Annotated in this window: 16 protein-coding genes; 10 read left to right on the top strand and 6 right to left on the bottom strand. The window is 29.3% G+C overall.

All coding sequences use genetic code 11. The annotated features are described in order from the left end of the window. Positions 1–39: 39 nt before the first annotated feature. Positions 40–543, top strand: coding sequence for a DUF4405 domain-containing protein (locus ACZ5VL_RS04600; RefSeq protein WP_464197765.1), 504 nt, complete (start codon positions 40–42; stop codon positions 541–543). Positions 544–582: 39 nt separating this feature from the next. Here the strand turns inward: ACZ5VL_RS04600 and mog are convergent, their stop codons facing one another. Genes mog through ACZ5VL_RS04570 form a run of 6 tightly spaced genes read right to left on the bottom strand, consistent with a single transcriptional unit; the run spans position 583 to position 8,071 of the window. After that, positions 583–1,110 carry a molybdopterin adenylyltransferase gene (gene mog, locus ACZ5VL_RS04595; RefSeq protein WP_464197763.1) on the bottom strand — a complete coding sequence of 176 codons (528 nt, stop codon included), beginning with the start codon at positions 1,108–1,110 and terminating at the stop codon, positions 583–585. A 9-nt stretch (positions 1,111–1,119) separates the two neighbouring features. After that, positions 1,120–2,799: an AAA family ATPase gene (locus tag ACZ5VL_RS04590; RefSeq protein WP_464197761.1), complete on the bottom strand. Its 1,680-nt coding sequence runs from the start codon at positions 2,797–2,799 to the stop codon at positions 1,120–1,122. After that, positions 2,762–4,006 (bottom strand): tRNA (N(6)-L-threonylcarbamoyladenosine(37)-C(2))-methylthiotransferase MtaB, encoded by a 1,245-nt coding sequence (gene mtaB, locus ACZ5VL_RS04585; protein WP_464200255.1) that lies wholly within the window; start codon positions 4,004–4,006, stop codon positions 2,762–2,764. Before mtaB ends, ACZ5VL_RS04590 begins: the two co-directional genes overlap by 38 nt. Further along, positions 3,997–5,601, bottom strand: a complete 1,605-nt coding sequence (locus ACZ5VL_RS04580; RefSeq protein WP_464197760.1) for a mechanosensitive ion channel family protein — start codon at positions 5,599–5,601, stop codon at positions 3,997–3,999. The genes mtaB and ACZ5VL_RS04580 overlap by 10 nt, the downstream gene beginning before the upstream one ends. After that, a complete protein-coding gene (aroB, locus tag ACZ5VL_RS04575) occupies positions 5,598–6,638 on the bottom strand; it encodes a 3-dehydroquinate synthase (RefSeq protein WP_464197758.1) in 1,041 nt (346 codons plus the stop codon). Before aroB ends, ACZ5VL_RS04580 begins: the two co-directional genes overlap by 4 nt. A 17-nt stretch (positions 6,639–6,655) precedes the next feature. After that, complete coding sequence (locus ACZ5VL_RS04570) at positions 6,656–8,071, bottom strand: COG3400 family protein (RefSeq protein WP_464197756.1); 1,416 nt, start codon at positions 8,069–8,071, stop codon at positions 6,656–6,658. A 38-nt stretch (positions 8,072–8,109) separates the two neighbouring features. On the opposite strand from ACZ5VL_RS04570, the gene tgt reads away from it, so the two are divergent. From tgt to ACZ5VL_RS04525, 9 genes are all read left to right on the top strand, one after another. Then, the gene (gene tgt, locus ACZ5VL_RS04565; protein ID WP_464197754.1) at positions 8,110–9,240 is read left to right on the top strand and encodes a tRNA guanosine(34) transglycosylase Tgt; all 1,131 of its coding nucleotides are present in this window, start codon (positions 8,110–8,112) and stop codon (positions 9,238–9,240) included. Next, positions 9,230–9,925, top strand: coding sequence for a CorA family divalent cation transporter (locus ACZ5VL_RS04560; RefSeq protein ID WP_464197752.1), 696 nt, complete (start codon positions 9,230–9,232; stop codon positions 9,923–9,925). Before tgt ends, ACZ5VL_RS04560 begins: the two co-directional genes overlap by 11 nt. Positions 9,926–10,011: 86 nt before the next feature. Beyond that, positions 10,012–10,308: an HMA2 domain-containing protein gene (locus tag ACZ5VL_RS04555; RefSeq protein WP_464197750.1), complete on the top strand. Its 297-nt coding sequence runs from the start codon at positions 10,012–10,014 to the stop codon at positions 10,306–10,308. Continuing rightward, positions 10,308–10,889: a hypothetical protein gene (locus tag ACZ5VL_RS04550; protein ID WP_464197748.1), complete on the top strand. Its 582-nt coding sequence runs from the start codon at positions 10,308–10,310 to the stop codon at positions 10,887–10,889. The genes ACZ5VL_RS04555 and ACZ5VL_RS04550 overlap by 1 nt, the downstream gene beginning before the upstream one ends. A 22-nt stretch (positions 10,890–10,911) precedes the next feature. Further along, complete coding sequence (locus tag ACZ5VL_RS04545; RefSeq protein ID WP_464197746.1) at positions 10,912–11,169, top strand: hypothetical protein; 258 nt, start codon at positions 10,912–10,914, stop codon at positions 11,167–11,169. Positions 11,170–11,177: 8 nt separating this feature from the next. Further along, positions 11,178–11,489 carry a Cys/Met metabolism pyridoxal-phosphate-dependent enzyme gene (locus ACZ5VL_RS04540; protein ID WP_464197744.1) on the top strand — a complete coding sequence of 104 codons (312 nt, stop codon included), beginning with the start codon at positions 11,178–11,180 and terminating at the stop codon, positions 11,487–11,489. Beyond that, positions 11,482–11,772 carry a YtxH domain-containing protein gene (locus ACZ5VL_RS04535; RefSeq protein WP_464197742.1) on the top strand — a complete coding sequence of 97 codons (291 nt, stop codon included), beginning with the start codon at positions 11,482–11,484 and terminating at the stop codon, positions 11,770–11,772. Before ACZ5VL_RS04540 ends, ACZ5VL_RS04535 begins: the two co-directional genes overlap by 8 nt. Beyond that, positions 11,741–13,837, top strand: coding sequence for a heavy metal translocating P-type ATPase (locus tag ACZ5VL_RS04530; protein ID WP_464197740.1), 2,097 nt, complete (start codon positions 11,741–11,743; stop codon positions 13,835–13,837). The genes ACZ5VL_RS04535 and ACZ5VL_RS04530 overlap by 32 nt, the downstream gene beginning before the upstream one ends. After that, positions 13,830–14,060, top strand: a complete 231-nt coding sequence (locus ACZ5VL_RS04525) for a hypothetical protein (protein ID WP_464197738.1) — start codon at positions 13,830–13,832, stop codon at positions 14,058–14,060. Before ACZ5VL_RS04530 ends, ACZ5VL_RS04525 begins: the two co-directional genes overlap by 8 nt. The last annotated feature ends 43 nt before the right edge of the window (positions 14,061–14,103 follow it).

The raw sequence follows: 14,103 nt of genomic DNA, 5'->3' as shown, positions 1-14,103 counted from the left end.
TATTTGATAGACTTTAAAGATTTTTATTTAAGGAGAAAAATGAAGATAAGACAAAAATTGGTTACTCCATCTACTATTTCTTTTTTTGTAATTGTTTCATTAAGTGGTGTTTTGATGTTTTTTAATATTAAAGACGCTATAATGGTAAGAATCCATGAATATCTTGGTCTTGCTTTTGTAATTATTGCTATATTTCATGTATTAGCTAATTTAAAACAATTTAATGGGTATTTCACAAAAAAGTCCACCTTAGTAGTCATGCTTTCGATCATATTTATAACATTGGTCTGCTATATTTTTATACCAAAAGATATTGTTAAGCCTTCTATACATAGAGTCATGCTTAATAAAACTACTGAAAAGAGTGTTAAACTAAATTTGGAAATTTTAGATATAAATGATAATGAATTTATGAATTTTGTAACAAAAAATAATTTAAAATTTGACAGTTACGATGAGTCTTTTGAAAGCTTTGCAAAACAAAATGATAAAAATTCCAGACAAATGCTACAATCTATTTTAGATTTTTCAAACAAAAATTAATATATGTGCTAAAATAAAAATTTTAGCACAAAATATAATCTATTTTTTCTTTGGTCTAAAAACTTTTATTTTACTTTCATCAGCTTCTATGTAACTTCCACCTATCAAATCTATGCAATATGGAATAGCAGGAAATACAGGCTCTAAACACTCTCTTATTGCTTTTGGGTTACCTGGTAAATTTATTATAAAGCTACCACCTCTTATGCCAGCTGTTTGACGAGATAAAACAGCAGTTGGAACATATTTTAAACTTTCCATTCTCATAAGTTCACCAAATCCTGGCATCATTTTTTCACAAACTGCCTCAGTTGCCTCAGGTGTTACGTCTCTTTTTGCTGGACCAGTTCCACCTGTAGTTACTATAAGATCAGCACCAAAATCATCACTTAAAGATATCAAATTTTCTTTTATACGCTCTAAATCATCTGGTATAATCCTATAATCAAACTTCATCTCGCTAATTATCCATTCATTTAAAATATCTTTTATAGCCTTGCCAGATAAGTCTTCATAAATACCATCACTTGCTCTATCGCTCATCGTTAAAATGCCTATTTTTATCATTTTTTTCCTTTATTCGTAAGTTTGGCCAAGTATTTCTTTTACAGCCAAATAATCTATGCTTTCGTTTTTATAAATGTAAGCCCCAACTGTAAGGAGTTGATCTTTTACACCAATTAAATACTCACTAATCTCACCGAAAGCTTCATTTATAATTGTTTCAACTTCCATTTGGTCTGGAAAAATACTTTGAGACATCCCATACTCATAAGCAATTTTATTTGCTATTTTTTTTGCTTCATCAAGATCATTTTTAGAATTTGAATATAAATCATTTCTATAAATTTTAAGTGCTGCCATACCTGCAAGATAAACTTTTATTTTGCTTAGCAAGTGTTTTTTTGACTCGATTGAGCTTTCTATATTTATAAATTTATCTTCTAACATAGATATTTTTTCAAATTTAAAATCAAGCCAAAAAGCACAAATCGCCTTAGCTGCTTGATAAATAGATAAAATTTCTTTTTCTTCATCACTATATGTTATTGTTTTTCTTTTTCCATGTAAGACGCTTTTTTGTACAGCTTCAAAATCATCATTTGTGATAAAACCGCTACCCGTTCTAATAGCATGAATTGCCGCTTCATTCACAAGCGTTGCAATTCCAGCACCGCTAAATCCTACCGTTGATTTTGCAACTGACATTATATCAACTTCATTTTGTTTATTTTTAAGATAAGTTTTTAATATCGCGGCTCTACTTTGAATATCTGGCATTGGTATAAATATGCGTCTATCAAATCTACCTGAACGAAGTAAGGCATCATCCATCATTTCTATTTTATTTGTAGCAGCTATAACTATAACCCCTGAACTATCCTCAAAACCATCCATCTCTGTTAAAAGTTGATTTAAAGTAGCTTCTCTTTCATCATTTCTACCGCCACCTCTTGCCTTACCAACCGCATCAATCTCGTCAATAAAAATGATAGAAGGAGCATAAGATTTAGCTTTTGCGAAAAGCTCCCTAACTCTTTTTGCACCCATTCCTACATAAATTTGCACAAAACTTGAACCACTTTGGTAAAAAAAGGGCACATTTGCCTCTCCTGCTACAGCTTTTGCGATAAGTGTTTTACCTACGCCTGGAGGACCTACCATCAAAACACCTTTAGGTAAATTTATACCAAAATGTCGATATTTTGAAGGATTTTTTAAGAAATCCACAACTTCTGTTAGTTCGCTTTTTATCTCATCAATTCCAGCAATATCTTCAAATTTTACATTTGAAATAGCTGGCGTTAATGATGAATTAATCATATTTTCTATATCTTCACTTTTTTGTGGGACTAAAGCTTTAGAGTTATTTTCTTTGTATTTTTTAACAACAAAGAAAAATGTAATAAAAAACATGAAAAGAATTATAAATACTAAAAATAAATCTAAAAATTGGCTACTTTCTACTTTGTCTACTGGAATCTTGCGCAAAGTATTATTAAAATCTATGCCGTATTTTAATACTTGATAACTTTGGTTATTTACAACAACTACTAGATAGTCATCTTTTTCATACGCTTTTGATATAACATTCTTTAAAACTAAAGAATCAAATGCATTTAAACTTATAGTTTTGGGAGAATTTTTTAAAAAAACAATTCCAAAAAGTATCATCAAAAGAACAGCTAAAATAATAATTATTTTAACTTTGCTTAGTTTAAAATTCGGAATAATTTGCTTCATTTCTAATTTCATAATCTTCAACCTTTACCCATCTTTTAGATAAATCTTTAGTAGATTTTATACGCGATTTTACATAATACTGATCATATCCTTCATAATAATTACCCTTTTGCTTCTCAACTAGTATCTCAAGTGGCTTTTTATGAATAGTTCTAAATTTTACACAATTATCTTCGACTATTTGTTTAATGAGTTTTAAACGATTCTTTGAAACAGTCCCATTTATATCATCAACTAATGTTGCTGAGTGCGTATTTTCTCTTTTTGAATATACAAAAGCATGCAGATGAGTTAATGGCATTTTTTTAAAATTTTCTAATGCTTCAGTCCAAATTTCCTTACTCTCTCCAGGATGTCCAACGATAAAATCTGTTCCAAGCGCAAAACCCTTATCATTTAGCTCACTAAAAAGCTTCAAATCACTACTAAATTTATTTCTTCTCCTCATTATATTTAGCATTGTTTGGCTAGTGTGTTGAATGGCGATATGAAGATGTCTTTCAAGCCAATTTTCATTTAAAATTTCTTTAAAACTCTCATCTATTTGACTTGGTTCCAAACTTCCAAGCCTTATCCTTTTTACGCCATTTATTATCCCAAGTTTTCCAAGAAGTTTACCAAGAGTTGAATTTGTATCGTTTCCATAACTTCCTATGTTTGTGCCTGTTAGAACAAATTCACTAAAACCATTTTGCGCAAGAGAAGTTACTTCATTTATGATACCATCCTCACTCATGCTCCTTGATTTACCTCTAACACTTGGAATAATACAGTAACTACATCTAAAATTACATCCTTCTTGAATTTTTATAAAAGCCTTTGTTTTATTATGATAAGAATTTAGAGCATTTTCATCTACATTTTGCAAATTTCCTATATCATAAAAAGGTACTTTTGAGCTTATAAATTTACTTATATCTTTTTTTTGAGACATTCCAAAAACACCAAACAAATCGCCATTATCATAAAGTTCTTTACCTCTACTAATCGCGCCACATCCAGTCATTATGACCTTTTTACCAAGAGAGTTTGCATGATGAATGTAGTTTCTACAGTCAAAATCAGCTCCATTTGTCACAGTGCAAGAATTTACGATTATGATATCAGCTTCATTTTCACTATTTACTATAGTTGAATCTTTAGCGTATTGTTTTATAAGCTCACTATCATAAATATTTGTTCTACATCCAAAAGTTTTTATAAAAACTCTCAATACAATAGCTCCTCATCAACATGATTTTTAGCTATATCTAAAGGCATTTTATGCTCTTTTTTGTTCATAAATAATGTTTGTTTTGGATAAGATATCTCTATGTCGTCTTCCATCTTTAAGGCTTCAATTATTTCAAAACTTATAGTGCTTCTAAGAGAAAGCACAGTATATGCATTTGACATATACCAAACGCTTATATTTATGCCATATGGTTCAAACAAGCTATAAATTCTAGGCTCTACATTTGGGTTTTTTATACTATACTGACTTCTTAGTTTATTCATCTCTTTTTTTGCAATATCAGTATAGCCTTTGGAATATTTTCTAGCGATATCTTTTATGATATACATAGCTTTTTTATGGTTTGAATCATAAGTTATCATGACATCTATGCCATCCCAAACTGTTTTCATACCATAATGAGTATAATTTGCTATAAGATCTGTGAAAATGTAGTTATTTGGAACAAAGATTATCCTACCAGCACGCCTTGTTTCACTGTATGTTATAAGCGTTATATCTTCATATATTGTCATTCTAAGAAGCGATATATCAATGATATCTCCGACTATATTTTCGGAGTCTCTTCTTACTTTTATCCTATCTCCCACATGATAAGTTCCACCAAAAACTATAACAATCCAACCAAGCATAGACATAAACATATCTTTCATGGCAATTGCAAGACCAGCTGATGCAAAACCAAGCACGGTAACAATATAGGTAACATTTTCTATATATGCAAAAAGTAAAATCAAAATAATAAGAGTCACATTTACAAAGTTTATTATTTTATTTGCAGTATAAACTCTTTCGTTTTGATCTATATATTTTTTTGAAAGATATTTAAATAAAAATGATATAGCAACTATGATTAGTATCAAAAAGGCTATGCCAAGAGCGTTTTTAGCTTGGTCTTTCATATCTCTTGTTATGGCATGTATTGCCTCATTTACTTGCTTTTCATATACACCTAATGTTGTGTACATAACAACACTTGCCGAATTAAATTCTTTAAGATAATAACTTGTTTTTTGGATTAGCTCCGAAATTTCTTTATTTTCAGAAATTTCGTTCATTTTTATTAATATATCTCGCTTTTCTTCAAATTTATTTATCAAAATTTGAAGATTTGCTATCTTGTTTTCATATTCAGCAAGTTGAGTTTTATATCTTTTTATAGCAGAAAAACCAGATATTATATCAAATGGATTTCTTATACTAATCCTATCTTCAATAGGTATTGGCTGAGTCATGGTTATAAATGGAGATTTTTCAAATTCTTTAAAAACTTCGATTTGTTTATTTAATGTAATTAGATTTTTTTGGAGCTCCAATGCAACTTTTTCGTTTTTAGGACTCTTTTTTATCTCATTTTCTAACATTTCAGCTTCTTTTTTCATATTTTCATATGCATTAAAGTTAGAATATCTTATAAACCAAATATTATCTTTAAGCTCGTTATCTATTTCTTTTAAGCGAGTTTTATATGCTTCTAAATTAACTAAAGATGAGTTTTTATCATTATCTATAGTGGTATTAGTTTCAGCATATACTAAACTTAAAAAAAATAGTATAAAAAATAAGACTAATTTTTTCATTGAAACTTTCTTAATATATCGCAAACGGTAATCTTATGAATATCATCACAAATCTTAAATCCACTTTCATCGTCTGGAAGTATAAATTTTATTTTAGAATCTTTACTCTTTTTATCTAAGAAAAATGCTTCGTAAAATTCATTTATATCACTAATACTATATGTTGTTGGCAAAGAAAATTTCTTTAAAAGCTCTTTTATACTTTGAACGAGTTTTTCATCTATAAAACCCATTTTTAAAGCAAGTTCATTTGCCATATTCATACCAATTGCAATAGCTTCACCGTGCAAGTATTTTTTATATTTTGTTTGATTTTCTATAACATGACCAAAAGTATGTCCATAGTTTAAAACAGCTCTTATATTATTTTCAAACTCATCTTTGGCAACTATATCAGCCTTTAGCTCTATACATCTAGAAACTATTTTAACTAAATTTTCTTTCTTATTTATATCCATACTTTGAAGAAATTTAAAAAAATCTTTATCAAACATGATGGCCATCTTGATAGCTTCTGCAAGCCCAGCATGAAGCTCCCTTTTTGGTAAAGTTGTTAGAAATTTACTTTCGCAGTACACAGCCATGGGTTGATTAAAAATACCTACTAAATTTTTACCAAATTTATTATTTATACCAGTTTTTCCGCCAACACTTGCATCAACTTGCGCTAAAAGTGTAGTGGGTATATTTATAAACTTAATACCTCTTTCATAAATTCCAGCAGCAAATCCAGCCATATCAGTAACAACGCCACCGCCAAGGGCTATAACAATGCTACTTCTATCAAGTTTTGCTATAAACATCTGCTCTAAAATGTGATTAATAGTATCAAAGTTTTTATACTCTTCACCATCGCTTACACAAATTATGTTAATTTCTTTACAGCTAAGTATATCCAAGATAGTTTTTAAATGAAGTCCTGCTACTTTTTGATTTGTTATTATACAAACTTTTCCATCAAATTTAAGTTCGTTTAATTCATCTATAAAAACAGTATAATTACATTTTTCATTTTGTAATTTTACATTTATTTGCATTTTTGCCCCTAATTAAATTATGACTCACTTGGTACGAAAAGCTGATAGTTATCTTCTAGCTTAAAATATACTCTATCCATATCATTGGAAAACAATGATAAAAACCGATTTTGTAGCATTTTATCACTAAAACTAACAAACTGCAATAAATTTTCTTTTTGTTTTAACTTTAAAATAGGATTTGAGGAGTTGTCGTTTACTATTTCTACATTTTTATTAAATATCTTAGAAAGCGTTTTGAAATGCTCTATTAAGGCTTTGTCGGCATCTGTATTTTGTATCTCAAAGTGATGTAGCTCTATCTCTAAATTTAGCTGAGAACAAATATCTAATATGACAGATGAGTTAATCTCTATTTCTTCTCCGCTTCCTAAAATAACACCTTTTTTCAGATTTTGAGCGCCAACTTTACCAACTTTTAGTATAGGAATTCTTAATTCAAAATACTCTTTTTTATATGATTCAAAAAAATTATTATTTGTTATTATAACGCCAATATCGTGATTAAATACATCTTGTTTTAAATTTTGCATTTTATCACTAAAATAATCAAATTTAATGTTGATTTGCGGGCTATTAAATGCCTTTAATTTATCTAAAATTGATGATGGTTTTGCATTTATAATTTTGATATAAAGTCTTTTGTTTATTAAATTTGAGTTAAAATACAAACTATCATCAAGAAGTGTGTTTATCTCTTTTTCATTCATTCTTTTCATATCAATTATAGTTAAAATGTTGCTTCCAAATGGCGAAGGAAAAAGACCTAAATTTTGCTTTATACTTTTGAAAACTTGCCTTAGAAGCTTAGGATCGCCAACTACCAAAAGCGTATCATTTGGTAAAATCATGGATGTATAATTCACTACAAAATAACTCTGTCCTCTGTAAATCATGCATATCTTCCATCCTTTTTGCGCAATTGTATTTATGCGTCTATATGCAAAAGAACTTCCATAAGGTATTCTAACAGACATTATCTCGCCTTCTCCAAAGCCGATATTATCAGCAACAACTGGCACTTCTGGAAGATAGTCCAAAAAACGAGATGCTAAAATTTCCCTAGGATCAATGACTGTAAGGTGGTCATCTTTTTCATGTTCAAAACCCCAAAAATCTATAAGATAAACTTCCATTTTTGGATTTATCTGTCTTATATTATTGTAGGTTGCTTTTGTATCTACGAGTTTTTTCATATTTATCATACAGTGACTAAAATCCAAATTTAAATCAAGTAATGCTCTTTTTAATTTTTCTAAACTAGTTGGATCAAAGCTAAGGAATTTAAAATTTTCTGATTTGGGCTTTTTAGGCAAAGTTGTATCACGATATGTAATAATAATAAAATTTAGTTTTGTTTCTTTTAAGCTAAATACTCTTTCTAAGAAAGATTTTGCTAAAATTCCATCAGCTATGATCAAGATATTTTTCATACAAACTCCAACATTTAACTAAGGATATTATATAAAAAATGAAATTTAAAATAGATAAAATAGATTGTAACGCAAGGGCTTGCACTATTGAAACTAATCACTCTATCATACAAACACCTATTTTTATGCCAGTTGGTACAGCTGGAGCTGTAAAGAGTCTTGATGCAAACGATTTAATGAATGAACTTGATGCAAAAATCATACTTGGAAATACATATCATTTATATCTAAGACCTGGCTCAAAACTCATAAAAGAATTTGGTGGACTGCATGGATTTACTAAATTCAATAAAAGCTTTTTAACAGATAGTGGCGGTTTTCAGGCATTTTCCCTAAGAAGTAACACAAAAAATGATGATTTAGGTATCAAATTTAAAAGCCACATAGATGGTAGTACCCACTATTTTACGCCACAAAGTGTACTTGACACACAATATGATTTTAATAGCGATATAATGATGATTTTAGACGATCTTCCTGCTCTTCCTGCCAGCAAAGAAAGAATAGAACTAAGCGTAAAAAGAACTATATCTTGGGCAAAAATGGCAATAGATTATCACGAACAAAATGAGCAAAAAGGCATAGGTTTAGAGCAAAATATCTTTGGTATTATACAAGGCGGAACAGACTATAAAGCAAGAAAATTTTGTGCTGAGAATTTATGTGAGATGAACTTTGACGGACTTGCCATAGGTGGACTAAGTGTTGGAGAGAGCAATCAAGAAATGTATGATACTGTGGAAAAAATGATGCCATTTGTTGATAAAAACCGCCCAAGATATTTAATGGGAGTTGGTACACCTGAGGATATAGTTGAAAATATAGAGCGTGGCGTTGATATGTTTGATTGTGTTATGCCAACAAGAAACGCAAGAAATGGGACACTTTTTACAACTTTTGGCAAGATAAATATAAAATCAGCTACATTTATAAACGACCATGAACCCATAGACAAAGCGTGCAACTGCTACACATGTCGTAACTTTTCAAGAGGATATCTAAACCATCTTTATAAAGCAAGAGAGCTAACATTTTTTAGACTTGCTAGCTTACATAATTTGCATTATTATTTAACATTAGTTAAAGAGGCAAGAAAAGCTATTTTAGAAGGCAAATTTAGCGAATTTAAAAAAACATTTTATGCAAAAAGAGAGAGAAATGAAATTTAATTCCACACAATATTTGTATTTTGATTACTATGATATGCTTAGCATTATAACTAGCCAAAGCAGTGTAAATTTTATCTTTGTAAAATCTCAAATTTATATAGAAAATGATGATTTCTGCACACTTGTAGATAAAGATTTTTTTGTAACAAATTTAAAAAAATATATAGCCATGTATAAAGAAAAAAGCTTAAAATATACTAAATTTATAGGAAGTTATGAAAAAGTTTTAATAGATAATTCTTATGTAAGTAAATTTACACAAAAATACCATACAAAAAAGTACGAAATAACAAATTTTTTACGCAAATTTTCTGATTTTATAGAAGCACTAGAGCTTTGTTTTAATGAACAAAGTTTTTTAAAAAAGCAGTTAAAACCTATCATAAATGAATTAAACATCTACAAAGATGAGTTAAAAGATACTCTATTAAGACTAAATGATATTTACGCTCATATCATATCTATCAGGAATGACAAAATTACAAAAAATATTTACATTTTAACACTTGCTTCTGCTATATTTTTGCCATTAAATTTGATAACTGGCTTTTTTGGAATGAATACAAAAGGAATGTTTTTGGATAAATACGAAAATGGCACTTTTATCGTAGCTTGTATTATAATTTGTATCGTGAGTTTATTGATTGTTATATGGATTATTAAAGAGTATAGAAATAAAACTTAAAGATAAAAACAAAAAATAATGTTCTTTATCAAGGTTTAAGAAATAAATAAATATAATTGAGCTAACATGTAATATTTCGGAGAACAATGACTAGTAAAGATTTTTTTGATATAATAAAATATTTTAGTATAATACACCATACTCACGGTAGAATTAGACTAAGAGTAGACCCAAATATAGTAAAAGAAGGATACGAACTTTCATATATAAAAACCATTATAAAAAATATAAAAGGCATAAATGATATCTCTGTAAATAAAATAATAGGCTCTGTTACAATAAAATATGACAAAGATATTTTACAGAAAGATTTTTTTGATGATTTAATAAAAGGAAAAAATATAGAAGAAGTATTAAAGCAATTAAACGGGAGTAGTTTATAGTGTTAAATCAAATTTATAGTTTAGAGAAGAATATTTGCGAACTTTATAGTAAATTTGCCAAAGATGATAACATTTTTACGAAAATTTTAGATATAAGAAAACAAGGGATAAAACTTATAGAAAAAATAGCAATGGATGAGAATTTCATGCTGAAAAAACCTGAAATTTTACCATTTTTACACACAGACAATATGCAAAATGCACTTATAATAGCTATAAATGCTGAACTTTATTTGATAAATGATTATGAAAATCTTAGCAAACAAGTACAAAATGAATTTCATAAAGACTTAATATTTAGACTTTGGGCAACATCAAACAATGAATATATATTAGCTTTAAAACAAGCTTTAAAAGATGAATTTACACTAGATGTTTCACAAAATAATCCAGAAAATTTATTAGCTTCTTTTGAAGAATTTCAAAAGGATTTAAACCATATTTTATCATCTGAGTCTAAAAACGTAGATCTTATAAAAATGCTAAATAGTCCCAATTTCTCATTTTTTAGTGGTGCAGCAATTGGTGCATTAAGTGGTGTTTTAATAAATGATTTTATAAAAAAAGAAAATGAAAAATAATATCAATAACAAAGGATTTAAAATGGCACTGCCTTTTATAGCCGGTCTTGCAGTTGGAGGTTTAGCAGTTTATGCTTTTAACAATAAAAAAGAGATCAAAAAAACTCTGTGTGATAGCGTAAGTAAAACAAAAGAGATGGCAAAAGATGTCAAAAAATTTACAGAAGATAAATTTGAAAAGATTTCTTCAAAAAAACCTGAGGTAAAAACAGAAAAAACTTCTACACCAAAGAAAAGAGCGCCAAGAAAGTCATCTTTAACAAAAGAAGCTAAATCATAGGAAAAAATATGCAAAAATCTTTAGTTTCTACCTCTAGATTACCGATGGATCATTTTTTAAGCGGTGCACTTTTAGGATTTATAACTGCTGGGAGTATAAATTATGCAGAGTTTAAAAATGGTAAGATAGATAAAAAAGAGGCTTTAAAAAATAGTTTTAAATTTACTATCCAAGGTGGCATTGCTACATCTTGTGCAATTGTTGCTTCAAATAAATTAGTTCAAAAAAACTTCTTAGGAGCTACTTTTTATACATTAGTAGGATTAGCTTCTATCATAACAATAGAAAACTTAATACAAGAAGAGAAAGACGATGAATAATCCATACATAAACAACGAACAAAATACAATATCAAATGAAATTAACGAAACCATAAATGATATAACAGAAAAAATACCATTTATACCAAAAAACTTTGACTACGCAAATTTTTTAAAAGGTCTTTTGCTTGGAGCTGGGCTTACTTATTTGATGACAAATGAAAAAGCTAGCCAAACTCTTTTTAAAGCAATAGCAAAGGGCGGAAATTTGCTTCAAACGGGAATTGAAGAGATGAAAGAGCGTTTTGAAGATGCAAAAGCAGAAATCAACTCACAACAGTAGTCTCAAAGTAGTTCATCAAACAAAAAATAGGGTTAGATTTATATGCGATAAATTATCAAAAAATAGTGATGTAGCATATATAGAAGCTGGTATTTCTGAATTTAAATATGTAAAAGATATAAGAGTAAATTCAAAAGCAAAGAGTATAATAGTAACCTATAAATCAAATTTGCAAGATATTATAAGCTTTATAGAAAATTTCGAATTTAAAGACATAAATAAAAAGCCAAATAATTTTGAATTCACTTCTATTTATAAAAGCTTAATAGCGCTCATTATTAGTAAAATCTCTAATAATATTTCACTTAATAGCGCTGTAAGCCTATATGCTTCTATGCCTATTTTTATGGAAGGCTTTAAGGAATTATACAAACAGGGCCTAACTTCAAAAGTTTTAGAAGCTTTAGCTATTGGAGTATCTTTAGCCAGAAAAGATTATGTAGCTACAAACGGCACCAGTTTTCTTATAAATTTAGGCGAATACATAGAAGAAACCACCGTAAATAGAAGCGACGAACTTATAAAAGAGTTAGCAAAACCAACAACAAATATGGTTTGGAAAGAGATACGCAAAAATCACGAAAAAACCCTTATTCAAATTTCAATTAAGGATATAAAAGTAGGTGATATTATAGTAGTATCAAGCGGAGAAAACATAGCGATAGATGGCTATATCGTTGAAGGTAGTGCTAGTATAAATCAAGTTTCAATGACTGGAGAGGCACAGCCAGTAAAAAAAGAAAGAGGCGATAGGGTTATTAGTGGAACGGTAGTAGAAGAAGGTAAGATCAAAATTTGGGCAGAATTAGTAGGAGGAGAAACGGCAATAGAGCGCGTAAAAAAATATATACAAAGCTCTCTTAATGAAAAGTCACAAATTACACTTCAAGCTACAAGATTAGCTGATAAACTAGTGCCAGTAACACTAGCTTTAGCAGGACTTAGTTACACTATCAATAAAAACATGACAAGCGTAGCTTCTGTTTTACAGGCTGATTACTCTTGTGCTTTAAAGCTTGCTACTCCGGTTGCCTTTAAATCGGCTATATCAAAAGCTGGAAGAAACGGGATCTTAGTAAAAGGTGCAAAAAGCATAGAAGCACTTTGCGATGTAGACACATTTGTATTTGATAAAACAGGAACTTTAACTTACGGAAAGCTTGATGTTGTGGAAATTTACTCTTTTGATAAAAATTTCACACAATTAGATGTCTTAAATTTAACCGCAAGTGCAGAAGAACACTATTTTCATCCAGTAGCAGAAGCTATAGTAAATGCTGCAAAAGAAAAAGGTTTTAAACATATTCATCACGATGAGGTTGAGTTTATTGTGGCTCACGGTCTTAAAACCGAAGTAAAGGGTAAATCTGTGATAATAGGAAGTCGCCACTTCTTAGAAGAAGATGAGAAAATTTCATTTGACGAACATAGAGATATTATTAATCCTTTGCTTGAAAAAGGTCTTACTTTACTTTACATTGCCTATGATAACAGGCTTTTAGGCACTATTGCAATGCAAGATACGATTAGAAAAAATGCAAAAGAAAGTATAGAAAGATTGCATAAATTAGGCGTAAAAGAGGTCATTATGCTAACTGGCGACATACAAAGTAAAGCTGATGAAGTTGCAAAAGAACTAGGCATAGATAATGTATTTTCACAGTGCTTACCGACACAAAAAGCTGACATAATAAAAAAATTAAAACAAGAAGGGAAAAAAGTAGCTTTTGTAGGCGATGGTATAAATGATGCACCATCTTTGATAAGCGCAGATGTAGGTATAAGTATGCAAAAAGGTGCAGATATAGCAAAAGTAACAGCTGATATAAGTTTGATGAAAGATGATTTGTCTGGGATTTGTTACATAAAAGAGCTTGCAAATGCAAACATGAAATTAGTAAATTTAAATTTTAAAGCAGCCGTAATGCTAAACTCACTCATACTTCTTGGGGCGGTATTTAATAAAATTAGTCCAGTTACCACAGCACTTTTGCATAACGGAACAACAGTTGCACTTTTAACAAGTGCAGCAAAAGGAGCAAAGATAAAGGAAAAAAATGACTAAAAAAGACTTTTATGATATCAAAAAACATCAAAAAGCAACGAAGATAGCACTTGGTATATCTTTAGGGGTTCTTTGTGTAAGTGCTTTAAATATAAACTCAAAAACTATGAAAAAAGCACATATCATTTCTGGTATTGCACTCGTTGGACTTAGCTTATATCACACTAATTTATATAGTGGACCAATACCAAAAATACTAAATAAAAAATATAAAGAAGCCTAAAGGCTAACCTTTTACATCTCCATATATACTATCTCATTTGCAA

Source organism: Campylobacter sp. GTC17093 (genome assembly GCF_055397635.1).
The sequence above is the reverse complement of the archived record's forward strand: the minus strand, read 5'-3'. Positions and strand labels throughout refer to the sequence as shown.